Annotated in this window: 24 protein-coding genes; 11 read left to right on the top strand and 13 right to left on the bottom strand. The window is 72.7% G+C overall.

Annotation, left to right across the window (positions count from 1 at the left end; genetic code table 11):
• Window positions 1-14: 14 nt before the first annotated feature.
• From IEZ06_RS24995 to IEZ06_RS25015, 5 genes are all read right to left on the bottom strand, one after another.
• Window positions 15-1,166, bottom strand: coding sequence for an acyl-CoA dehydrogenase family protein (locus tag IEZ06_RS24995; RefSeq protein ID WP_189239118.1), 1,152 nt, complete (start codon window positions 1,164-1,166; stop codon window positions 15-17).
• Window positions 1,163-4,276, bottom strand: a complete 3,114-nt coding sequence (locus IEZ06_RS25000; RefSeq protein ID WP_189239154.1) for a non-ribosomal peptide synthetase — start codon at window positions 4,274-4,276, stop codon at window positions 1,163-1,165. The genes IEZ06_RS24995 and IEZ06_RS25000 overlap by 4 nt, the downstream gene beginning before the upstream one ends.
• Window positions 4,277-4,466: 190 nt before the next feature.
• Window positions 4,467-5,711 (bottom strand): amino acid adenylation domain-containing protein, encoded by a 1,245-nt coding sequence (locus IEZ06_RS25005; RefSeq protein WP_189239119.1) that lies wholly within the window; start codon window positions 5,709-5,711, stop codon window positions 4,467-4,469.
• Window positions 5,712-5,740: 29 nt separating this feature from the next.
• Window positions 5,741-7,024 (bottom strand): MFS transporter, encoded by a 1,284-nt coding sequence (locus tag IEZ06_RS25010; protein WP_189239120.1) that lies wholly within the window; start codon window positions 7,022-7,024, stop codon window positions 5,741-5,743.
• A gap of 361 nt (window positions 7,025-7,385) precedes the next feature.
• Window positions 7,386-7,865: an Lrp/AsnC family transcriptional regulator gene (locus tag IEZ06_RS25015; RefSeq protein WP_189239121.1), complete on the bottom strand. Its 480-nt coding sequence runs from the start codon at window positions 7,863-7,865 to the stop codon at window positions 7,386-7,388.
• Window positions 7,866-7,993: 128 nt separating this feature from the next.
• Between IEZ06_RS25015 and IEZ06_RS25020 the strand changes: the two genes are divergently transcribed.
• The 8 genes from IEZ06_RS25020 to IEZ06_RS25055 all read left to right on the top strand — a co-directional run bounded on the left by IEZ06_RS25020 (window position 7,994) and on the right by IEZ06_RS25055 (window position 13,409).
• Window positions 7,994-8,680, top strand: coding sequence for a nitroreductase family protein (locus IEZ06_RS25020; protein ID WP_189239122.1), 687 nt, complete (start codon window positions 7,994-7,996; stop codon window positions 8,678-8,680).
• Window positions 8,681-8,936: 256 nt separating this feature from the next.
• Window positions 8,937-10,481 carry a carbohydrate binding domain-containing protein gene (locus IEZ06_RS25025; RefSeq protein WP_189239123.1) on the top strand — a complete coding sequence of 515 codons (1,545 nt, stop codon included), beginning with the start codon at window positions 8,937-8,939 and terminating at the stop codon, window positions 10,479-10,481.
• 137 nt (window positions 10,482-10,618) lie between these two features.
• Window positions 10,619-11,065, top strand: a complete 447-nt coding sequence (locus IEZ06_RS25030) for a hypothetical protein (protein WP_189239124.1) — start codon at window positions 10,619-10,621, stop codon at window positions 11,063-11,065.
• On the top strand, window positions 11,065-11,502 hold the full coding sequence (locus IEZ06_RS25035) for a MerR family transcriptional regulator (RefSeq protein WP_189239155.1): 438 nt from the start codon (window positions 11,065-11,067) through the stop codon (window positions 11,500-11,502). Before IEZ06_RS25030 ends, IEZ06_RS25035 begins: the two co-directional genes overlap by 1 nt.
• A complete protein-coding gene (gene merT / locus IEZ06_RS25040) occupies window positions 11,499-11,864 on the top strand; it encodes a mercuric ion transporter MerT (protein ID WP_189239125.1) in 366 nt (121 codons plus the stop codon). Before IEZ06_RS25035 ends, merT begins: the two co-directional genes overlap by 4 nt.
• The gene (locus IEZ06_RS25045) at window positions 11,833-12,042 is read left to right on the top strand and encodes a hypothetical protein (RefSeq protein ID WP_189239126.1); all 210 of its coding nucleotides are present in this window, start codon (window positions 11,833-11,835) and stop codon (window positions 12,040-12,042) included. Before merT ends, IEZ06_RS25045 begins: the two co-directional genes overlap by 32 nt.
• A gap of 99 nt (window positions 12,043-12,141) precedes the next feature.
• Window positions 12,142-12,411, top strand: coding sequence for a MerR family transcriptional regulator (locus IEZ06_RS25050; RefSeq protein WP_189239127.1), 270 nt, complete (start codon window positions 12,142-12,144; stop codon window positions 12,409-12,411).
• Between the two features lie 2 nt (window positions 12,412-12,413).
• A complete protein-coding gene (locus IEZ06_RS25055; RefSeq protein ID WP_189239156.1) occupies window positions 12,414-13,409 on the top strand; it encodes a bile acid:sodium symporter in 996 nt (331 codons plus the stop codon).
• 14 nt (window positions 13,410-13,423) lie between these two features.
• Here IEZ06_RS25055 and IEZ06_RS25060 read toward each other — a convergent pair whose 3' ends face one another.
• The 7 genes from IEZ06_RS25060 to IEZ06_RS25090 form a co-directional block, all read right to left on the bottom strand.
• Window positions 13,424-13,588, bottom strand: a complete 165-nt coding sequence (locus tag IEZ06_RS25060) for a hypothetical protein (RefSeq protein WP_189239128.1) — start codon at window positions 13,586-13,588, stop codon at window positions 13,424-13,426.
• 48 nt (window positions 13,589-13,636) lie between these two features.
• Entirely contained in the window at window positions 13,637-14,050 is a 414-nt protein-coding gene (locus IEZ06_RS25065; RefSeq protein ID WP_189239129.1) for an arsenate reductase ArsC, read from the bottom strand.
• Window positions 14,043-15,152: an ACR3 family arsenite efflux transporter gene (gene arsB / locus IEZ06_RS25070; RefSeq protein WP_189239130.1), complete on the bottom strand. Its 1,110-nt coding sequence runs from the start codon at window positions 15,150-15,152 to the stop codon at window positions 14,043-14,045. The genes IEZ06_RS25065 and arsB overlap by 8 nt, the downstream gene beginning before the upstream one ends.
• 11 nt (window positions 15,153-15,163) lie before the next feature.
• Window positions 15,164-15,514: an ArsR/SmtB family transcription factor gene (locus IEZ06_RS25075; RefSeq protein WP_189239131.1), complete on the bottom strand. Its 351-nt coding sequence runs from the start codon at window positions 15,512-15,514 to the stop codon at window positions 15,164-15,166.
• Window positions 15,515-15,617: 103 nt separating this feature from the next.
• The gene (locus IEZ06_RS37520) at window positions 15,618-16,268 is read right to left on the bottom strand and encodes an arsenate reductase ArsC (RefSeq protein WP_189239132.1); all 651 of its coding nucleotides are present in this window, start codon (window positions 16,266-16,268) and stop codon (window positions 15,618-15,620) included.
• A 138-nt stretch (window positions 16,269-16,406) separates the two neighbouring features.
• The gene (locus tag IEZ06_RS25085; RefSeq protein ID WP_203872172.1) at window positions 16,407-16,973 is read right to left on the bottom strand and encodes a GNAT family N-acetyltransferase; all 567 of its coding nucleotides are present in this window, start codon (window positions 16,971-16,973) and stop codon (window positions 16,407-16,409) included.
• Window positions 16,970-17,320, bottom strand: coding sequence for an ArsR/SmtB family transcription factor (locus IEZ06_RS25090; RefSeq protein ID WP_189239133.1), 351 nt, complete (start codon window positions 17,318-17,320; stop codon window positions 16,970-16,972). Before IEZ06_RS25090 ends, IEZ06_RS25085 begins: the two co-directional genes overlap by 4 nt.
• A 412-nt stretch (window positions 17,321-17,732) precedes the next feature.
• Between IEZ06_RS25090 and IEZ06_RS25095 the strand changes: the two genes are divergently transcribed.
• The 3 genes from IEZ06_RS25095 (at window position 17,733) to IEZ06_RS25100 (ending at window position 21,334) form a co-directional block, all read left to right on the top strand.
• Window positions 17,733-18,566, top strand: a complete 834-nt coding sequence (locus IEZ06_RS25095) for a DUF899 family protein (protein WP_189239134.1) — start codon at window positions 17,733-17,735, stop codon at window positions 18,564-18,566.
• 241 nt (window positions 18,567-18,807) lie between these two features.
• Window positions 18,808-18,936: a hypothetical protein gene (locus tag IEZ06_RS37300; protein WP_268245628.1), complete on the top strand. Its 129-nt coding sequence runs from the start codon at window positions 18,808-18,810 to the stop codon at window positions 18,934-18,936.
• A gap of 1 nt (window position 18,937) precedes the next feature.
• On the top strand, window positions 18,938-21,334 hold the full coding sequence (locus IEZ06_RS25100; protein WP_189239135.1) for a DUF4132 domain-containing protein: 2,397 nt from the start codon (window positions 18,938-18,940) through the stop codon (window positions 21,332-21,334).
• A 134-nt stretch (window positions 21,335-21,468) separates the two neighbouring features.
• Here IEZ06_RS25100 and pcaDC read toward each other — a convergent pair whose 3' ends face one another.
• Window positions 21,469-22,587: a bifunctional 3-oxoadipate enol-lactonase/4-carboxymuconolactone decarboxylase PcaDC gene (gene pcaDC, locus IEZ06_RS25105; RefSeq protein WP_373293934.1), complete on the bottom strand. Its 1,119-nt coding sequence runs from the start codon at window positions 22,585-22,587 to the stop codon at window positions 21,469-21,471.

Here is a 22,587-nt window from a genome sequence, read left to right on the forward strand (position 1 = left end):
CATCCGACTGTTCTTCATCCGAGGCCCATGGCCCTGGCGATGATCACTTTCTGGATCTCCGAGGTCCCCTCGATGAGGGTCGTCATCCGGACGTACCGGTAGAGGAACTCCAGCGGGTGGCCGCGCACCCAGCCGGTGGCGCCGTGGACCTGCAAGGAGCGGTCCACCACGCGCATCGCCGTCTGCGAGGAGGTGAGCTTGGCCAGGGCCGCGTTCTCCGGGTCTTCCGTGCCCTCGTCGACCAGCCGGGCGCAGGCCAGGGTGAGCAGTTTGGCCGCCTCCACCTCGGCGCGGCTGCTCACCAGGTGCTCCTGGACGTGCTGGTGGGCGCCGATGCGCTCGCCGAAGGCCCGGCGTTCGCGGGCGTACTCCACGCCCAGCCGCAGGGCGTACTCGGCGATGCCGTTGCACTGCGCGGCGACGACCAGACGGCCTCGCGACAGGCTGTCGATCCCGCGCTCCATGGCGGTGCCGACGCCGTCCTCGCCGCCGATCACGGCGTCGCCGCCCACCCGGGCCCGGTCCAGGACGAGTTCGAACAGCGGCTCGCCCGACATGCCCTCGTAGCGCTGGCCGATGCGCAGGCCCGGGGTGTCCATGCCGAGGACGAACGCGGTCGGCCCGGCGTCGGTGCCGGCGATGACGATGGCGAAGTCCGCGTGGTCGGCGTTGCTGACGAACGTCTTGCGGCCGTCGAGCACCCAGCCGTCGCCGTCTCGCGTGGCGGTGCTGGTGAGGTGGAAGGCGTCCGAACCCGCCTGCGGCTCGGTCAGCGCCAGGCAGCGTGCCGCCTGGCCGCGCACCAGCGGGACCAGGTACCGCTCGATCTGCTCGTCGGTGCCGTGCACCAGCAGCGGGCTGGGGCCGTCGGACCCGGCGAGCGCGTACGGCGCCAGCGGGCAGCCGCTGCGTCCCGCGGCGTGGTGCAGCTGCACCACGGCGCTGAACGGCATGCCGGCGCCCCCCAGCTCCTCGGGGTAGTCACCGGCGTAGAAGCCCAGGGAGGCCGACCGCCGCCGGGTGTAGTCGCGCAGGTCCGCCGGCGGCAGGTCCGCGGTCTCGCCGAGGTCGGCCGCCAGCGGCACCAGCTCCCGCCGGATGAACGTCTCGAAGGCGCCGACCAGTTCGCCGTACCCGGTTTCGAGGACGGCCGAAGGCGCCGTCATGCCGGCACCTCCGGCGCCTGCGCGGCCTGCGCCAGGGCGCGGGCCTGGTCGGCCAGGACGGGGTTCTGGAACAGCAGGCGCAGCGGCGGCCGGTGCCCGAGGCGGGACTCCAGCCACGCGGCGAGCTGGGCGGCCAGCAGCGAGTGCCCGCCCACCTGGAAGAAGTGGGAGTCGGGGCTGAGCCGGTCGTGCCCGAGCACGTCCTTCCAGCCCTCCATCAGCACGGCCACGGCCGGATCGCCCGCCTCGGCCGCCGCGTCGCGGTCCGTCTGCGGCAGCTCGCCCGCGGTGCGCGCCAGGGCGGCGCGGTCGGGCTTGCCGCCGGGCAGCGTCGGCATCGCCTCCAGCCGCACCCAGCGGCCGGGCACGAGCGCGGCGGGCAGCCGCCGGGACAGGGCCAGATGCAGTTCCCGCTGGTCGACCGGGACGGGCGACTGTACGAACCCGACGAGGTGCGGGCCGGCCGGGGCGTTCCGGACGGCCACGACGGCGCACGGCCGACCGCCCAGCTCGGCCGAGGCCGCGACCTCGATCTCCTCCAGCTCGATGCGGTGACCGCGCAGCTTGACCTGGTTGTCGCGGCGGCCCAGGAACCACAGCCGCCCGGCCGCGTCCCGGTAGCCGAGGTCACCGGTCAGGTAGACGCGCTCACCGCAGGCGCGGACGAACCGGGCGGCGGTGGCCGCTTCCTCGCCGACGTACCCGTCGGCGAGGCCGGAGCCGCCGATGGCCAGCTCACCGACCGCACCGGCCGGCAACGGGCGCAGGCCCGCGTCCAGGACGTGCACCCGCACGCCCGCCAGTTCCGTGCCGAGGGGGATCTCCGCACCGGCGGCGAGGTCGCCGCGGGTGACGGTGTGCGCGGTGGAGGTGATGGCGGCCTCGGTGACGCCGTAGGCGTTGACCAGGGCCGCGCCCGTGCTCTCCAGGTCGTCCAGCAGCCCCGCCACGGCGTCGGCGGGCAGCCGCTCGCCGCCGAGCACGATCAGCCGGGGCGACCAGCGGCCGTCGCGCAGCGCCTGGCCCAGCTCGTCGCGGACGGCCAGGAAGTAGCCGGTCGGCAGGTTGGCGACGGTGACGCGGCGGGCGGCGAGCACGGCGACGAGTTCCGTGCCCGCCGGCACGTCGACCTGGGGGGCGGTCAGGCACGCTCCGGCGGCCAGCGACGCCAGCATCTCCTCCAGTGCCACGTCGAAGGCCGGCTGGGCGAAGAGCAGCACGCGGTCGTCGGCGACCAGCCCGTACCGCTCGACGACGGCCGAGACGTGGTTGGCGAGGGCGGCCCGGCCGACGAGGACCGGCTTGGGCACCCCGGTGGATCCGGAGGTGTGGATGATGTAGGCCGCGCCGTCGAAGCGCCGGGCCGGGACCGCGGCGGGGAAGCCCGCCCGGTCGAGCAGCGCCGGCGGCGGGCTGTGGGCGGGCAGGGACAGCGCCGTCTGCGCGGTGGCCAGCACGAGGGCCGGGCCGAGCCCGCCCAGCAGTGCCTCCAGGCGGGCGGGCGGGTCGTCGGGTGACAGCGGGCAGTACACGGCGCCGGTGCGCAGGCAGGCGAGCAGGGCGACGACGGAGTCCAGGCCGCGCGGCAGCACCGCGGCGACGGGCTGCCCCGCGCCCACCCCCGACCTTTCCAGCCGGTCGGCGAGTTCCGCGACCCGCCGTTCCAGTTCCCCGTAGGTCAGCCGCTCGGCGCCGCTGACCACCGCGGGCCGTGCCGGGTCGCGCCCGGCCAGGACGTCCAGCACCTCCTCGGAGACCGGGGCGCAGGCGCGCCCCGGATGCGCCGGAGCCGCGGCCAGCGCGCCGAGGCGGTCCGCCGGAGCGTCCGCGTACGCTTCGACCAGCGCCGCGAAGCGGTCCGCGAGCAGGTGGACGGTCTCCTCCTCGAACAGGTCGGCGTCGTAGTCCCACACCAGCGTCATGCCCGCCGGGCCGCGCCGCGGGCCGACCCCGCGCCGGTCGTCGGGGAGCAGCACCAGGTCGAGGTCGAAACGGGTGGTCCCGGTGTTGAACCCCTCGTACAGCGACACCTCCAGCCCCGGCGTCCCGGTCTGCGGCAGGGCCGCGTCGTGCGCGCTGAACATGACGCTGAACAGCGGGTTGTCCGCGCCGCCGGTGTGCAGGCCCAGGGCGGAGGTCAGCTCCTGGACGGGCACCTCCTGGTGGGGCAGCGCGCGGATGAGCGTGTCGGTGACCTCGTCCACCGCCTCCGTCGCGGTTGCGGCGGGGTCGAGGCGCAACCGCAGGGGGATGGTGTTGACGAACATGCCGAGGGTCTGCTCGAAGCCCTGCGGGCGGTTGCCGACCGCGGTCCCGACGACCAGGTCGGTGCGGCCGCTGTGGCGGCGCATGAGTTCGGCGAACAGGCCGAGCAGGGTGGAGAACGGCGTGTGCCCCGCCGCCTGCGCGTGGGCGCGCAGCCGTTCGGCCAGACCGGCGTCGATGGACCGGCGGATCTGCCCGCCGTTGTGCCGGCGTACGGCGCCGGGCCGGACGAGGCCGGGCAGCGGCAGGTCGAACGTGGCGCCGTGCAGTTCCCCGGCCCAGTAGGCGAGGCTCCGCCCGCGGTCGCGTGCCGCGGCGGCGCGCACGTGCTCGGCGTAGGAGCGCGCCTCGGGCAGGCTCACCTGCTCGCCCCGCACGCGGGCCCCGTAGACGGTGAACACGTCTTCGAGCAGGATCGCGAACGAGTGGCCGTCGTGGATCAGGTGGTGCTCCACGTGGATGAGGCGGTGGTGGTCGTCGGCCAGCCGCACCAGGCACCAGCGCAGCAGCGGCGCCCGGCAGGTGTCCAGGGGCCGTTCGGCCTCGGCCCGCAGCAGCGCGGCGAAGGCGGCCTCCGGGTCGGCGGCGCCGGAGAGGTCCTCGGTGCGGTACCGCGGCGCGCAGTTCTCGCGCACCCGCTGCATGGGCGGGTTGCCCGAACCGGCGACGAGTTCCAGCCGCAGGCCGGGATGCCGGTCCACGACCGCGGCGAGCCCGGCGCGCAGCGCCGTCTCGTCGAGCGTGCCGCGCAGGTCCAGCGTCGCGGTGAAGTTGTAGGCACGGCTGCCGGGCAGCATTTCCTCGTGCAGCCAGACGATCTGCTGCGAGGCGGACAGTTCGAACACGGTCGACCCTTCGGTGGTGGGTTTCATGGCAGGCGGCATCGCGGCGTGGTGGATGCCCGCCGGGTGGGGCCGTCGGTCGGACGGCCGGTCAGGGGTGTCGGAAGGTGGGGCCGTCGGTCGGACGGCCGGTCAGGGGTGTCGGAGGGTGGGGCCGTCGGTCGGACGGCCGGTCAGGGGTGTCGGAGGTGGATCAGGAGAGCAGGAGGGCCTCGACGAGTGCGGCGAACGCCTCCCTGGCCGTTTCGTCGGGCAGCGCCTGCCGGTTCCAGGTCATCCGGACGAGCAGGTCGGCGCCGTAGGAGACGGAGACGGCGAACGGTGCCCGGACCGGGCGTCCGTCGAGGTGGACCTCCCGGCCCTGGACCGCGCCCAGCAGCAGGGGCGGGCGGCGGTGCAGATCCTCGAAGGTGACGAGGCCGTCGAGTTCGCCCTGCCACGGCGCGCCTGAGGAGCGGGCCGCCCGGACCACCTCGTCGAAGGGGACGTCGGCGTGGTCGAGGTCGTCCCACCAGCCGGCCGCGGGATCGTCGCGGCCGTCGGCGGGAAAGGCGACGGTGTTGAGGAAGCAGCCGAGCACCGGCGGCGCCGCCAGGGGCCTGCCGCCCCACGGGTAGCCCAGCGGCGGCACGTGGTCCTCCCCGTACAGCACGCGCGCCGCGGCCGAGCACGCCCGCAGCAGCGTGGGGAAGACCGCGGTCCTGCTCTCGACGGCGGCCGCCGGGAGCCGCCGCCGGACGGCTCCGCCGGGGGCTGTGGCGGGCGCCGGCGGAGCGGCGGGCCGCAGTCCCGCGAGCCGCGTTCCCCAGTAGGCCGCGGCCGCCGGGGTGGAGGCGCGCTCCTCGGCGTCGAGTTGCATGCGTACGGCCTCGCGGTAGGCCTCCAGCTCGTCGCGCACCCGGTGCGGTGGGACGTCCGCCGCATCGTGGCCGGCCCGGTAGGCGTCGGACAGCTCCCCGAGGATGCGGCCGATGGACTGCTCGTCGCAGGCGACGTGGTCCATGACGACGGCGAGTGTCTCCTCCTGCGCGTCTTCGGCGAGCAGGAGGCGGAGGGGCGCTCCCTGCGTGCTCCAGCCGGACAGGGCCCGGCGCAGGGCCGCGGCCGGGTCCTCGTCCTGCCGCACCTGCACCCGGTCCACCGGGACGGCGGGGGCGTGCGCCCGCAGCACGGGCGTGCCGCGCACCACCTCGGGGCGGGCCCGCAGCACCGGATGCGTCGCGGCCAGGTGGCCGGCCGCCGCCGCGAGCCGGCGCGGGTCCACCGCACCGCGCGGGAAGGCGAAGAAGAGCGGGACGAGGTCGGGCCCGGCCCGGCGGTCGAGCCTGCGCAGCAGGAGGAACCGCCGCTGGGCGCCGGTCACGGGGAGCAGCTCTTCGGCCTCCCGGCCGAGTGCGTGGAATCTGTCGAGGTACCGGCGGGTGATGGTGGGGTGCACGGCTTCCTTCCGCGTGCGTCCGTACGCGCTCACCGGCCGGCCGTACCGGAGGGAAGATCACGCAGCCTTCGCAGCGGTGAGAGCAGCAGCGGCAGCGGGACGGTCAGGAATCCGGCGGCGCAGACCCACACGGCGGTGCGCGCACCGAAGGACTGGGCGAGCACCCCGCCGGCCAGCGCGCCGAGCGGCATGGCGCCCCACGCCAGGAAACGCATCGTGGCGTTCATCCGGCCGAGCAGGTCGGGAGGGCAGAGCGTCTGGCGGAAACTGACCTGGGCGATGTTGTAGACCACGGCGCCGAAGAAGACGATCGCGGAGCCGAGGGCGAACAGCGCGGCGGCCGGACCCGTTGCGGCCAACGGCCACAGGAGCGCGAACGGCCCCGTGGCCAGGGTGGAGAGCCAGATGATGCGGGCCTGGCCGACGGCTGCGGCGATCCGCCCCGCGCTCAGCGCCCCGAGGATGCCGCCTGCGGCCGCCCCCGACAGGGTCAGGCCGATGGCGCCGGGCGACAGGTCCAGCACTCTGACCAGGAAGACCGTCTGCACCGACAGCAGGAGGGCCGAGAAGAAGTTCGCCACTCCCGTGCTGAGGGCGATCACCCGCAGCAGCGGGTGGCGCAGCACGAACGCCAGTCCTTCGCCGATCGCGGCGCGCAGCGAGCGGCGTTCGCCGTCGGCGGCCGGGTGAGGCTCGGCGGTGCGGATGCGCCGCAGGAAGAGGGCGGAGACGATGTAGCCGGCCGCGTCGACCAGGACCGCGAGCGGGGCGCCGACCAGCTGCACCAGCCCTCCGGCCAGGCCGGGTCCGGCCACCTGCGCGCAGGAGCGCACCGTCTCCAGCGCGCCGTTCCCCGACACCAACCGGCCTTTGGGCAGCAGGGCGGGCAGGTAGCTCTGGTGCGCGATGTCGAAGAAGACGGTCGCGACGCCGGTGACCAGCGCGACCAGATAGAGCTGGACCATGGTCAACGTGCCCGTCATCGCCGCCGGCGGCACACTGGCCATCGCCAGGGCGCGCACCACGTCGGTGCCGATGAGCACCGGCAGACGCCGCATCCGGTCGACCCATGCTCCCGCGGGCAGGCCGACGAGCAGGAACGCCGCGGTCTCCGCGGCGGTGAGCAGGCCGACCTCGAAGGCCGAGGCCTTCAACCCGAGGACGGCCACCAGCGGCAGCGCCACCAGTGTGACCTGCGTCCCGATCTGGCTCGCCGCGGCTCCGGACAGCAGGAGCCTGAAGTCGCGGTGCCGGGACAGGGGTGTCTCGTCTTCACGAGCGCCTTTGCTTGGAAGTGAGAACGATCTTGTCACGTGGGCGATGGTAGGCACATTTCGTTAACCATCACAAAATCCCCGAATCGGACGGCGATACCCAGACATCTATATGCTCGCCAAAACGAGGCGCAGAAATCTCCTCACCCGCCTGTCACGACCTGGCCATTCGTAAAAATTCCAGAATTACCTACGGTTGCCGTGGCCTGTAACCGGAAAGTTTCCCTCCGTCAGCTTGCGCCACGAAAGAATCTAATGTTTATTAGGGAGAGCTTCAGTGCTCGCCGATCCTTAATGCGCCGTTTCCTTGATTGTGCGACGGCCGTTATCGGTAAAACAGAATGACGCGGCGGGGTCGACGCCCCGTTTCAAGAATCGATTCGGCACCGAGTGCGCGACCTCAAGCCGTTGCGCTGTCGGCCAAGGGCTGGACGCGGTGGGCGACCACGGTGGACAGAGCGATCACGGTGCTGCTCCGCCGTACGCCCGGGATGGCCAGGGCGCGGTCGATGACCTCCTGGACGTGCTCGTGGTCCCGGCCGGCGATCCGGCACCAGACGTCGCCGGGACCGGTGACGATGTGCGCCTCCAGCACCTCGGGAATCGCCGTGAGCGCGGCGGAGATCCCGGCGCGGGAGGCCTGCTCCACCTCCAGCGTGGTGAACGCCTGCACCGGGTAGCCCAGGGCGTCCGGGGAGAGGTTCGGGCCGAAGTCGGTGATGACGCCGTCGGCGACCATCCGGTCCAGCCGGGCCGAGACGGTGCCCCGGGCGACGCCGAGGAGGCGGGCGATCTCCAGCAGACCGGTCCGCGGGCGCGCCCTGATCAGCTGGAGCAGTCTGCGGTCCAGATCGTCCAGGCCCCTCCTGCGCGCTGCCAATCTGTCCACCTCCGTGGTGCGGGACCTCGCCGGAACCGTCGATTCGTCAGTATGACGGCCGGGGTGTTGCCCGGATCGTGAGGGTGTTCCAGACTACGCCGGCAGATCCGGCAGCGATGGAGGCCCTCATGGCGCGACAGCACTCCCACCCGTTCGTCCCGTACCGTCCCGACCGTCGTCCCGGAGCGGAGATGGTCACCCGGGGCCGGGAGTTCTTCGAGCACATGGACCGGCGGCGGAGCGTGCGCTTCTTCAGTGACGAGCCGGTGCCCCGCGAGTGCGTCGAACTGGCGGTCAGGACCGCGAACACCGCACCGTCGGGCGCGCACCAGCAGCCGTGGACGTTCGCGGTCATCGGTGATCCGCAGACGAAGCGGCGGGTCAGGGAGGCCGCGGAGATCGAGGAGCGGGAGAACTACGAGGGCGGACGGCTGACCCCGGAGTGGCGCGAGGCCCTGGCCCCGCTGGAGACCGGCCCCGACAAGGGCTATCTGGAGGTCGCGCCCTGGCTGGTGGTCTGCTTCGCCGAGAAGTACGGCGTCCGCCCCGACGGCACCCGGGTCAGGCACTACTACGTCAACGAGAGCGTCGGCATCGCCTGCGGGCTCTTCATCGCCGCGCTGCACACCATGGGGCTGTCCACGCTCACCCACACGCCCAATCCGATGGCGTTCCTCACCCGCATCTGCGGGCGGCCGGCCAACGAGCGGCCCTACATCCTGTTCCCGGTCGGTCATGCCGCGCGCGACGCCGAGGTGCCCGATCTGACCCGCAAGCCGCTCGCCCGGGTGATGGTGGAGGTTCCCGGCGTGTGAGAGGCCCGGCCCACCGCGTTTCCGACCTGGCGCAGGCCGGTGCAGGTGGCAGGCGGCCGGTCGGTGATCGTCGCCTGGACGCGTGCAGCACAGGCGCGTCCGAACCGTCGCCGCCGGGCCGCGATCGGCCGCCGGCCATGGACATCCGGGCGGCTTGTTCCGATAATTCATTGAATCTGCGGATCGCGACTTCCGTCATCGCGGCTCCCCCGTCAATTCCCGGTGATCCCACGGCCGGGTGACCGAAGGGCTGCCCATGAAACGGACCTCCCGCCTGCTGACGCTCGCAGTCTCGCTCCTGCTCGCGGTCGCGGGCACGCTCGTCGCACAGGCACAGGTACGGGCCCACGCGGCCAACCTGCTCGGCAACCCCGGCTTCGAAAGCGGGACCCTCTCCCCCTGGACCTGCACAGGAGCACGGGGATCGGTGACCGGCTCCCCGGTCCGCTCCGGCACGAAGGCACTCGCCGGCGCGGCCGGAGACTCCGACACCGCCCGGTGCACCCAGACCGTGCCCGTACAGCCCGGCACCGCCTACACGCTGAGCGCCTGGGTGCGCGGCGACCACGTCTATCTCGGCGTGACCGGCGGCGCTTCCACCTGGACCTCGTCGGCGGCGGCCTACACCCGGCTCACCGTCTCCTTCACCACCGCGACCGGCCAGACCAGCGCCACGGTCTACCTGCACGGCTGGTACGGGCAGGGAACCTACCACGCCGACGACGTCAGCCTCGACGGGCCCGGAGGGACCCCGACGCCCTCCCCCACGGTCTCCTCCACCCCCACCGTCTCTCCCACGGTCTCCTCCACCCCCACGGTCTCTCCCACGCCCTCTCCGACGGAGAGCACCTGTGCGGTGAAGGGCAGGCCCACCGGTAAGGTCCTCCAGGGCTACTGGGAGAACTGGGACGGCGCGGTCAACGGAGTGCACCCGCCGTTCGGCTGGACGCCGATCACCGACCCCCGCATCCGGCAGCACGGCTACAACGTCGTCAACGCCGCCTTCCCGGTCATCCGCTCCGACGGCACCGTACTGTGGGAGGATGGCATGGACTCCACCGTGAAGGTCGCCACCCCGGCCGAGATGTGCCAGGCCAAGGCCGCGGGCCTGACGATCCTGATGTCCATCGGCGGAGCGACCGCCGGCATCGACCTCGGCTCCAGCGCCGTCGCCGACCGCTTCGTCGCGACCATCGTGCCGATCCTGAAGAGGTACAACTTCGACGGCATCGACATCGACATCGAGACCGGCCTCACCGGCAGCGGCGACATCAGCCGCCTCTCGCCCTCCCAGAGCAACCTCATCCGCATCATCGACGGCGTGCTCGCCCAGATGCCGCCGGACTTCGGCCTGACCATGGCCCCCGAGACGGCCTACGTCACCGGCGGCAGCGTGACGTACGGCTCCATCTGGGGCGCCTACCTGCCGATCATCAAGAAGTACGCCGACAACGGCCGCCTCTGGTGGCTGAACATGCAGTACTACAACGGGAGCATGTACGGCTGCTCCGGCGACTCCTACTCCGCGGGCACGGTCCAGGGCTTCACCGCCCAGACCACCTGTCTGAACGACGGGCTGGTCGTTCAGGGCACCACGATCAAGGTTCCCTACGACAAGCAGGTCCCCGGTCTGCCCGCCCAGCCCGGCGCCGGCGGCGGCCACATGTCGCCCGCTCTGGTCGCCCAGAGCTGGAACGCCTTCAACGGCGGCCTCAAGGGTTTGATGACCTGGTCCATCAACTGGGACGGTTCGAAGAACTGGACGTTCGGCGACAACGTCAGGACTCTGCAAGGGCGTTAGCCGCCGTCCATTTCGGGCATCCGGACGTCCATCAGGACGTCGCGGAGATTCTCCGGCGACTTCTGCCGTAACGGACTTGCATCCGGTACCCAGGTACAGCCTTACCGTCGAAGCACACCAACCGGCGGGAGGCCGTCATGGCAGATCAGATCTCTAGTGGCGGGTGCGCGTGCCTGAGCGCGGCGTCGGCGGTCACCGCCCCGCGTATCCCGGTCGCCCGCGTCGCGCTGACCCTGGCCGATGACGTCGCGGCCGACGGGCCGGACATCGTGTGCACGCTGGGCGGCGGTGTGGAGGCGATGCGCGAGCGCGTCGCTGCCTGGCAGGCCGGGCTGGCCCCCGCCACGGGGCGTGCGCCGGTCGGGGGCGGACTTCGGCTGACCTACGACCACGACGCCGACGTCGCGGTGGAGCTGGCCCGGCTGGCGGCCGCCGAATTCGCGTGCTGCTCGTTCTTCACCTTCACTCTGACCGTCGGCCCCGGCGGCATGGTGTTCACCGTGACCGCGCCGCAGGGCGCCGGTGAACTGCTGGCCGCGCTGTTCGGCACCGCCGATGCCGCCGCGGCCCAGGCGGGCGTGTGATGGAGACCTTCTTCGACGGGCTGCACCTGCGCACCGGCCAGGTCGCCGAGCGGGCCGGAGTCAACATCCAGACCCTGCGCTACTACGAGCGCCGCGGCCTGATCGCCGAACCCGAGCGCAGTCCCGGCGGGCACCGCATCTACCCGCCCGGCACGGTCGCCCTGCTCGGCGTGATCAAAGCCGCACAGCGGCTCGGCTTCACCCTGGACGAGGTCGCCGACCTGATCGACACCGGCCGGCGCGGCCACCCCAACCCGGACCTGCAAGAGCGCGCGAAAGCCAAACTCGCCGAGGTCAACGCGCGCATCGCCGACCTGAGGACCATCCGCACGGCCCTGGAGCAGGTGGTGGCCGCCCGCTGCGACAGCCTCACCCACTGCACCTGCGCCGACTGCCCGCTGCCGTTCGCCGACCTGGCCGAAGGAGATCCCCGATGACGCTGCCTGCCGACCGCCCCACCCTGCCCACGACCACCGCCGCCCACCGCCCCGCGGCGGGCCCGGACACCGAGCCCCCGACCCGCAGCAAGGTCGCCGCCGCCCTGGCGGTGCTGGCGTGCGCGGCCTGCTGCGCGCTGCCGTTGCTGATCGCCGGCGGGCTGCTGACCGGCGCCGGCGCCGCGCTGCTGGAAAACGCCCTGCTGGCCATCTCCGGGGTGCTGATCGCCGCCGCGGCGGGCATGTGGTGGCTGCACCGGCGCCGCACCGCCCGAGCGGCCGCCTCCGGGCAAAGCCGCGGTGCTTCCGGCTGCGGTGCTTCCGGCTGCGGTGCTTCCGGCTGCGGGTGCGGGGGCTGCTGACCCCCATCACCGCCCAGGCCGACTCCTTGCCGCCGCCAGGCTGCAGAACACGCTGGCCGCCTGGGTCGACGGGCTGGGCTCCTGGACCGTCGCCCTCGCGCTGCTGGTTCTGGGCGGGCTCGGCATCGCGGTCGCGCTGCGGCGGCGGCGCGGCCGCAGCGCCACACCCGCCGAATAGCCGCCGCGGGGCCTTCCGGTTCGCCGGCCTGCCCGCACGGCCTGCGTGACGAACGCCTGGCTGGACCTTCCAGTCGACTCGAACCTCTAGCCTGGCCGGGTGCGCATTTCCGAGATCGCAGCCCGGTCCGGCGTGCCCGCGACCACGCTGCGCTACTACGACGGCATCGGGCTGATCGAGGCCCGCCGCGAGCCCAACGGCTACCGCGACTACGACGAGAGCGCTCTTGAGCGGCCGGCGTTCATCGAGGCCGCCCAGCATCTCGGCCTGCCGCTGCCGGAGATCGCCGAGCTGCTCCTGGCCCAGCCGAAGAGCGTCTGCCGGCCCGAGCGCGCGAAGAAGCACCAGAAGAACCAGGGAGAACGGTGAGCATGCCCCGCGCGGTCGCCTGGTGGGATGAGCACCAGATCGCCCTCTACCTGACCGCCATCGCCGCCGGCGCGCTCACCGGACTCCTCGCCCCGCAGGCCGCCCCGGTACTGGAACGCGCGATCAACCCGGTGCTGGCGCTGCTGCTGTTCGCGACCTTCCTGGCCGTGCCGACGGCCGAGGTCGGCCGGGCCTTTCGCGACGTGCGCTTCCTGGCGACGGTGCTGACGGCGAACTTCGCCGTCGTCCCGGCGATCGTCTACGGCCTGTCGCGGTTCGTCGCCGACGAGCGCGCTCTGATGCTCGGGCTGCTGCTGGTGCTGCTGACCCCGTGCATCGACTACGTGATCGTCTTCACCGGCCTGGCCGGCGGAGCAAGAGCGCGGCTGCTGGCGGCCGCGCCGCTGCTGATGCTGGTGCAGATGCTGCTGCTGCCTGTCTACCTGCTGGCTTTCGCGGGCCCCGACGTGCTGGCCGTGGTGGAGATGGCCCCATTTCTGGAGGCGTTCGGCGTGCTCATCGCCGCGCCGCTGGCCACCGCGGCGCTCGTGCAGGCGCTGGCGCGCCGGCACCGGGCCGGGCGGGCGGCCGAGGAGGCCATGGCCGCATCGATGGTGCCGCTGATGATGGCCACCCTCGCCGTCGTCGTCGGCTCCCAGATCGCCTCGGTCGGCGCCCAGGTGACGGCGCTGGCCCGGGTGATCCCGCTGTACGCCGCCTTCGTGGTGCTCGCCGTGGCCGTCGGCAGGCTCGCCGCCCGCACGGCGCGCCTGGACGTGGCGGCCACGCGGGCGGTGATGTTCTCCGCCGCCACCCGCAACTCCCTGGTCGTGCTGCCCCTGGCCCTGGCCCTGCCGCCGGCGCTCGGCATCGCCCCGTTGGCGGTGGTCACCCAGACGCTGGTCGAGCTGGTGGCGATGGTCGTCCTCGTCCGCCTCGTCCCCACGCTGGTGCCCGAACCGCTCCCGGCGGACGCAACCCCCATGGCGGGCCGCTGACCCCCTGGGAGAGCTCAGGCGGCGGCCGGACGACCGCTTCGGGCCGAGTTCGTCAAAGGGCGCGCCAGCAGTTGCAGCCCGCCCGCCACCACCGCGGCGATGACCACGTGCATCGACGTCAGCGCGATCTCGCTCACCCGGTCGAACCCGGCCGTGAACGTCGGTGGGTGTGAGCGCACTACGCGCCCGGATCCGGGCGGCGGTCGGCCGGCACCGGCCTTCGGCGCTCAGGCGGGCAGCAGCTCGGCGATGAGCTTCTCGATGCGGGCGCGGATCTCGTCGCGGATCGGGCGCACCGCTTCGATGCCCTGCCCGGCCGGATCGTCCAGTTTCCAGTCCTCGTACCGCTTGCCGGGGAAGAACGGGCAGGCGTCTCCGCAACCCATGGTGATCACGACGTCGGAGTCCTGCACGGCCCCGGTGGTGAGCGCCTTGGGCTTTCCGGCGGTGATGTCGACGCCGGCCTCGGCCATCGCCTGCACGGCGACGGGATTGATCGTCTCGGCGGGCGCCGAGCCCGCGGAGCGGACCTCGATGCGGCCCTGCGCCAGGTGGGCGAGCCAGCCGGCGGCCATCTGGGAGCGGCCGGCGTTGTGCACGCACACGAACAGGACGCTGGGCTTGGCGGGCGTGTCAGACATGAGCGGTTCCCTTCGGGGCGGTGGAGAACAGGCGCCGGCCGGCCAGGCTGACGTAGACGAGGGCGACCAGGACGGGCACCTCGATGAGCGGGCCGACCACCCCGGCCAGGGCCTGGCCGGAGGTCACCCCGAACACGCCGACCGCCACCGCGATGGCCAGCTCGAAGTTGTTGCCCGCGGCGGTGAACGCCAACGTGGCGGTGCGGTCGTAGGGCAGGCCGATCGCCCGCCCGGCGAGGAACGAGCCGCCCCACATGAGGACGAAGTAGGCCAGCAGCGGCCATGCGATGCGGGCGACGTCGCCGGGCCGGGAGGTGATGGTGTCGCCCTGCAGGGCGAACAGGACGACGATGGTGAACAGCAGGCCGTACAGGGCGATAGGGCCGACGCGCGGCAGGAACCGGCCCTCGTACCAGTCGCGGCCGCGTGCGCGCTCGCCGAGCCTGCGCGACAGGTAGCCGGCCAGCAGCGGGATGCCGAGGAAGACCAGTACGCTCTGCGCGATGTCGGCCGCGGAGACCTCCAGCGCGGTCCCCTCGCCGAGGCCGAGCCAGCCGGGCAGCAGTTCCAGGTAGAACCAGCCGAGCGCGGCGAAGGCGACGACCTGGAAGACCGAGTTGATCGCCACCAGGATGGCGGCGGCCTCGCGGTCGCCGCAGGCCAGGTCGTTCCAGATCAGCACCATGGCGATGCACCGGGCCAGCCCGACGATGATCAGCCCGGTCCGGTAGGCGGGCAGGTCGGGAAGGAAGATCCAGGCCAGGGCGAACATCAGCGCCGGGCCGAGCAGCCAGTTCAGCAGCAGCGAGCTGATCAGCAGCCGCCGGTCGCCGGTGACGGTGCCGAGCCGGTCGTAGCGGACCTTGGCCAGCACCGGGTACATCATCAGCAGCAGGCCGAGTGCGATCGGCAGCGAGATCCCGCCGACCTGCACCGCCTCCAGCGCGGTGTCCAGACCGGGAACCAGGCGTCCCAGCAGCAGGCCGACGGCCATGGCGACGCCGATCCACACCGGCAGGAACCGGTCCAGGACGGACAGGCCCTTGAGGACGCCCGGATCGGTGACCGCGGCGGACGCCGGAGTACGGGCAGGAGAGGACATGAGCGTTTCCTTCAGTGTTCGGTCATGGCGGCAGGCGCGGCGAGCAGGCCCGACAGCTCGGCCAGCCGTTCGGGCACCACGCGGTAGTACACCCACGAGGCCCGCCGTTCGGAGGTGAGCAGGCCGACGTCTTTGAGGACCTTCAGGTGGTGGCTGATGGTCGGCTGGGACAGGTCGAAGGCGGCGGTCAGGTCGCACACGCACGCCTCGCCGCTGGCGTGGCTGGCCACGATCGACAGGATGCGCAGCCGGACCGGGTCGCCCAGGGCCTTGAAGACCCGTGCCACGGTGGCGGCCCGGCCGGGGTCGATCGGCTCGCGGGCCAGCGGCGCGCAGCACTCCAGCGGTTCCAGCGGTTCCATCGTTCTCCCTGCTCAGCGCGTCGGTCCAGCGAGTTCGTCAGCCATCTATATTGACATATGTCGATGGGTGGGCCGGAAGGCGGCCCCGGGCGAGCGGCGGCGGTCAGGAGACGGGGACGTCCAGGTCGGCCAGCAGGGCCCGGACGCGGCGCTCGATCTCATCGCGGATCGGGCGGACCTCCTCGACGCCCTTGCCCGCCGGGTCGTCCAGTTCCCAGTCCAGGTAGCGCTTGCCCGGGAAGACCGGGCAGGCGTCCCCGCAGCCCATGGTGACCACCACGTCGGCGGCGCGGACGATCTCCTCGGTCCACGGCTTGGGGAACTCACGGGAGATGTCGATGCCGGCCTCGGCCATGGCGGCCACCGCGGCCGGGTTGATCTCGGTCGCGAACTCCGAGCCGCCCGACCAGGCCACGGCGTGCTCGCCGGCCAGGTGGGTGAAGAAGCCGAGCGCCATCTGGGAGCGGCCGGCGTTGTGGGTGCACAAGAACAGCACGATCGGGCGGCCGTCGCTGTGGCCTTCCACGCGGGCCAGGGCGCACAAGCGCTGTCGGGCGAAGCGCTCGGCCAGCAGCGGAAGGAAGGTGGCGATCGCGGCGCGGGAGGCGAACTGGTCGTAGCTGGCGTGCAGGAAGCCCTCGATGGTCTCGGCGCTGAAGGTGCCGGCGAACTCCTCGCCCAGGCGCCTGGCCGCGGTGGCCACGGCCAGGCGCTGGTCGATGGTCAGCTCGCCCGGGTTGTCGGTGTCGGTCATCGTCTTCCTCCATCGGGTCGGCGCGTGCAGCCGCGTGCATCGACTGACGTCTATGTCGATGGACACCGATATTGGCAGATATCGATTTCGGGGTCGGCGAACGGCGGATGAACACTTCCCGGCCGCCTCCCGTCGGGCTCAGGTGCCGACGGTGGTGCTGCGCCGCTCCAGCAGCACCACGTCCCGCCAGACGCCGCGGTGGCGGCCGATGCGCTCGCGCACGCCCACCACGCGGAAGCCGAACGCCTCGTGCAGGCGCAGGCTGGGAGTGTTGCCGGGGAAGACGCCGGACTGGATCGTCCAGATCCCGGCCTCCTCGCAGGCCGCGACGAGCGCGCCCAGCAGCAGGCGGCCGACGCCTCGGCCCCGGTGGCCGGGGTGGACGTAGACGCTGTGCTCGACCACCCCGGCGTAGACGCACCGCGACGACACCGGCGAGGCCGCCACCCAGCCGGCCACCGCACCGCTCCCGGGATCGACCGCGACGAAACACAGGTGCGCGAGCCTGCCCGCGGTGAAGTCCCGCCAGCTCGGCGCGGTCGTCTCGAAACCGGCCTGCCCGCCGTCCAGCCCGGCCTGGTAGACCGCCAGCACCTGCTCGGCGTCACCGTCGTCCATCGGACGTACGACCAGGCCGTCGGCCCCGGGCGCTCCGATCGGCCCAGCGGCCTCGGGGCGGAGGCTGTCGGCGGCGTCACGGGTCATGGCGCAGGGTCCTTCTCCGCCGCGGGAGCGGCCGGGGCCGGAGCGCCCATCACCACGTCGGCCGCGGTGGGAAAGCAGCCGACACAGGCCTCGTTGATCCGGTACAGGCTGCTGGTGCCGCGCCGCTCCACCAGGACGAACCGGACCTCGGCCAGAACCTTCAGGTGGTGGGAGACCGTCGACTGGCCCACCCCGGAGGCCTCCACGATCTGCCCGACGGTCATCGGCTCCCGCCGCCGGGCCAGCAGCGAGACGAGCTGGATGCGGGTGGCGTCGGCCAGTGCCTTGAACCAGCTCGCGTACTCCTCGGCCTCCGCACGCGGCAAGGGCCCCTTGTTCTCATTCATCGCCCATCGACGATATTCGATAAATGAGGACAGCGGAAGCCCCTTGCCTCCCACTCCAGGAGCCTCGATGTACGTGATAAGGCCGGTTATCCCGTACCTCAGCCACCCGGACCCGCTGCAGAGCGGGGGTCCGTATTCAGACGCGGTGCGCGACTCAGGCACGTCATAAGGATCTCGACGTCCTTGTCTCGATCGCCCGTCGGAGCAACCGCAGCGCGGTGAAGGTGTTCGTGACGGCGAGGTAGCCCAGGCGAAGGGCTGAGAGCAGTCAGTGGTCGCGTTTTGCCGATAGAGCGACAGGACCGCACATCCCCGTGGGGGTAGGGAAGACCCTGCGGGAAACAAGATGATGAACAGGCTGTCACCAGAGCGGGCGGAGGCACCGACATGACCACGACGACAGGAGACGGCCATGGAGGATGAGTCCACGAATCGCGCCGGGCCGGCGTCGCCGGGCTCCGGCTGCTGCGCGGCGGGGTCGGTCCCGCCGAAGCCGGCGGGGGCCGGCGCCGCCGACGCGCCGGGCCTGCCCGAGGCCGTCGACCGGGCCGCATTCCAGGCCGAGCTGGACAGGCTGCGGATTCGGGAGAAGGCGCACACCCGGGAAGGCGACGCGATCGCCGCGGCCCGGCGGCGCCTGCCCATGGTCGAGGTCGACGCCGGCACCACGCTGATCGGGCCCGACGGACCGACCACCCTGCTCGACGCGTTCGAAGGGCGCCGGCAGCTCATCGCCTACTACTTCATGTGGTATCCCGGGAACCCCGCGGCCGGGCAGTGCGAAGGCTGCACGTGGTGCAACACCCATCTCGCGGAGCTGTCCTACCTTCACTCCCGCGACATCACCTACGCGGTCTTCTGCCAGGGGCCCTACGACGAAAGCAGCCGCTACCGCGACTTCATGGGCTGGCGAATGCCGTGGTACTCGGCACAGGACTCCCTCGACACACTCCTCGTCGGACGCCGCCTCGGCATGATGTACCTCGTGTGCTACGTACGGGACCGCGACCGGGTCTTCGAAACCTACTGGACGACCCTCCGCGGCGTGGAGGAGATGGACTACAGCTACGCGCTCATGGACCTCACCGTGTACGGACGCCAGGAGACGCAGGAGGATTCACCTCCCGGCTGGCCGCAACCGCGGCGGGTCGACGACGACTCCAGCCTGCGGACCGACGGACGCCCCATCGCCCAGTGGCCGCGCCTCGAAGCCGGCCGCTCCGACGACCTCACCGTCCGGCCCTGACCGACGGTGGAGGGAGTGCTCCTCGACCACTGAAATCTCCGTCCAGGCGGTTCAAGACGGCGGCACAGCACGTCGCCGCGCGGCCCGATGTCACGGACCCCGGCCGCGCATGCGGTCTGAAGGCCGGTCACGGCCGGGACTGTACTCGGATCGCCCGCCGGCCGCCGGCCCCACCGCGATTGTCGGTGCCCGTTGATACCTATGGCCCGTCACGTTGACCGACGACGATGGAGCTCCCCCCATGGCCACGGCCACCTTCAGAGACGAGAACACCACCGCCAGGTGCTCGGTCGAGACCGCCCTTCCCGCTCGGGCCGACGCGGGCCCGCCGCGCGCGCTCGTCCGCTCCGTGCCGCGGGCCGGAGTCTGACATGGGCGTCCTCGACGACTTTCCCAAGTCCCAGGGCTACCTGCTCGACCACCACCTCACGGGGTTGCCGCGTGAGCTGTTCGCCCTGTACGACGCGGGCGGGCGGCCCGGCGCCGACGAGGCCGGGCGCAGGGCGTTCGGCATGTGGGTGCAGCTGCGGCTCAGCCTGGGCGAAGAGGGCGGCCACGAGTACCCCGAGGAGGTGCTCCGCTCGGTGCGCGAGGTGGCCGATGGCGACATCCCCTGGACGTTCGAGGACACACGCGTCCTGTGGGAGGTCGCCGACGCGCTGTCGAGCTGCGGTCACACCGGGCACGCCGAGCTGTACCGGATTCCGCTGGCCGCCATCGCGACGCTCGGATACTCCGAACGCCGTCGGATCCTCGGTGACGCGCCGCCGTGGCACCCGGCCCACCGCAGCCCGGGCCGGGCCGCGTTACGCAAGGAGCTGAAGCGCGTCCTGACCGAGCCCCCGGAGCACGGGGCGGCCGGGGTCGTGCGCAGCCTGGTCTGGGACGGCGATCCCATCGCTCGTGCCATGGCGGGGAAGTACGCCGACCGGCTGGCTCACCCCGCCGTGCTGCCCCTGCTGAAGCACTGGTGCAAGGCCAAGGCCGGCAGGCCCAGCGAGGCCTGGCTCGCCAAGGTCCGCACGCTGCTCACCGACGACGGCGTGGCGGTGCTGCGCGAGATCCTCTCCCGCGTGGCGACCCACCGCGAGAGCCGCGAGCCCGGCGGCAGGGTCTTCCTCGCCCGCCGCACCGCCCTCCCGCTGCGCGGCATGCTGTGGACCTGCGAGGTGATCGACGCGCCCTGGGTGCCCACGCTGCTCGGCGACGTCGCCACGAACTGCGGCATCGGGCGCAACGGCACCGGCGGCGCCGCCGTCTGCCGCAACGAGCGGCTGGCCAACGCCGCACTGAACGTGCTGGCCGAGCGGGGCGGCCTCGACACGGTGGGCGTGCTCGCGCGCGTGCGAGCCAGGCTGCGCAGACCGGCCCTGCTGGCGAAGGCGTCCGATGCCCTCGACGCGGTGGCCGTGCAAGAGGGGCTGAGCCACGAACAGCTCGTCGACCGGACGGTTCCGGCCTTCGGGCTCGGCCCCGACGGGGTCCGGGAGGAGCAGGTCGGCGACTGCGTCGTCCGGCTCGACGTCGACGGGCCGGTGCTGCGGTTCGTCAACGCGTCCGGACGCGTCGTCAAGTCGGCGCCCCAGTCCATCCGCAAGGATCCGGTGCTCGCCGATCTCAAGGCCACGCTGAAAGACCTCAAGCGCACGCAGGCCGCCGAACGGCTGCGCCTGGAGCAGATGCTCATCGTCCAACGCGAGCTGTCCTGGCAGGAGGCCGGGCAGTACTTCTTCGACCATCCGGTCACCGGCCCCTACACCCGCGCCCTCATCTGGCGGCTCCCCGACGGGTTCGCCGGGCTGCCGGCCAGGAGCGGCGGCGGCTGGGCACTGGCCGACGCGAGCGGCGGATCCGTGCGGCCGGGCGCCGACACACCCGTCCGGTTGTGGCACCCCATCCAGGAGAGCGCCGAGGGGGTGCGCGGCTGGCGCGACCACCTGCTGGAGCGGGGGGTCAGGCAACCGTTCAAGCAGGCGTTCCGCGAGGTCTACCTGCTCACCCCGGCCGAGGAGCGCACCCGCACCCACTCCGACCGTTTCAAGGGTCACTTTGTGCGCTACGGGCAGGCCAAGGCGCTGCTGGAGCAACGCGGCTGGAGCGGGCTGTCGATCGGTCACTGGGACTACGAGTGCGGCGGCGACGTGGGGGCGGCCGTCAAGACGCTCGCCGGCTGGCAGGCGAGCTGGGGCATGCAGGTCGCCTCCGACCCCCATCAGGACGACTACGGCACGGCCTCCTGCGCCGCCACCGACGCGATCCGGTTCCGCCACGCGGATCTCCCCGGCGACGCGCCGCTCACCGAGGTGCCGCCGCTGGTGTTCTCGGAGCTGCTGCGCGACGCCGACCTCGCCGTAGGGGTCGGGTCCCTGGGGCTCGACCAGCAGGCGGCAGCCGGGCATGACGGCTACTGGCAGTCGTACGGGTTCGGCGAACTGGGCGAGACCGCTCGAACGCGGCATGACGCGCTGGCCCGGCTGCTGCCCCGGCTGAAGATCGCCGACCGGGTGGAGTTGACCGACCGGTTCCTGCGCGTGCGCGGGCACCTGCGCACCTACCGGATCCATCTGGGATCGGGCAACATCCTGATGGAGCCGAACGACGCCTACCTGTGCATCGTCCCCGGCCGCGACCCCTCCGCCTCATCGGTGTTCCTGCCGTTCGAGGAGGACGGCGGGATGTTGTCGGTCATCTTGTCGAAGGCGTTCCTGCTGGCGGACGACGCCAGGATCAGCGATCCCGGCATCACCCGCCAGCTTGTCGCCACCTGACGCCGTACCGGGCGGCCTTGGATCTTCCCTCACCCTTGAACGCCGGCCGCACCTCAAGCCGAGCGATGTGATCGCGATGCACGAGATGCGGCCGCCACAAGGCCAGGGGCGCCCCGGTCCCTCACCGGACGCCCTCACGGGAGCACCGGTCCCTCCCCGGTCTCGTCCAGCACGCGCTGGGCGACGGCGAACGCGGCGTTGGCGGCGGGCACCCCGCAGTAGATCGCGGTCTGCAGCAGCACTTCACCGATCTCGTCGGGGGTCAGGCCGTTGCGCAGCGCGGCGCGCACGTGCATGGCCAGTTCCTCGAGGTGGCCGCGGGCCACGAGCGCGGTCAACGTGACGCAACTGCGCGTCCGGCGGTCCAGGCCCGGGCGGGTCCAGATCTCCCCCCAGGCGTAGCGGGTGATCAGGTCCTGGAAATCACGGGTGAAGTCCGTGGTGCGGGCGACCGCCCGATCGACGTGCGCGTCCCCGAGCACCTGCCGCCGCACGGCCATGCCCTCCACGGCCATGCCCTGCACGGCGGGCAGGTGCGCGAGCAGGGCGGCGGTGACGGCCTCCGGGCGGTCGACGCCGGCCAGGTGCGCCGCGCCGGGCACCTCCACCAGGGCGGCCCCGCGGATGCCGTCGGCGAGCTGCCGGGCGTGTGCCGGTGGTGTCGCGGGGTCCTCACGGCCGGCCAGGACCAGCGCGGGGACGGTGATCTGCGCCAGCGATCCGCGCAGGTCGTAGCCGGCCAGCGCGTCGCAGCAGGCGGCGTACCCGGCCGGGTCCGCGCCGGCGAGGTCGTCGAGGAGGTCCCGGTGGACGGGCCCGGCGAACCAGCGCCGGGCCGCGGCCTCCAGGAGCGGCCCGGTGCCCTCGGCCCGGACGAGCCGCGCCCGCTCCCGCCACGTCTCCGGCTCGCCGAAGCGGGCCGAGGAGCAGAGCATCGCCAGCGACAGCACCCGCCGGGGAGACCGCACCGCCAGGGTCGCGCCGATCGCGCCGCCGACGGAGACCCCGGCGTAGTGGAAGCGCGCGAACCCGCAGGCGTCGGCCAGCTCCAGCACCAGGTCGGCGAGGTCCTCCATCGTCCGCACGCCGGCCGGGCCGGACCCGCCGTGACCGGGGAGGTCGAACCGCAGGACCCGGAAGGTCCGCGCCAGCGCGGGCAGCTGCGGATCCCACACCCGCAGGGAGGTGCCGAGCGACGGCCCGAGCACGAGCGGCTCGCCCCGCTCGGGCCCGTCCAGCCGGTGGTGCAGCAT

This window comes from Planomonospora antibiotica (assembly GCF_014647955.1).
Classification (GTDB): Bacteria; Actinomycetota; Actinomycetes; order Streptosporangiales; family Streptosporangiaceae; genus Planomonospora; species Planomonospora parontospora.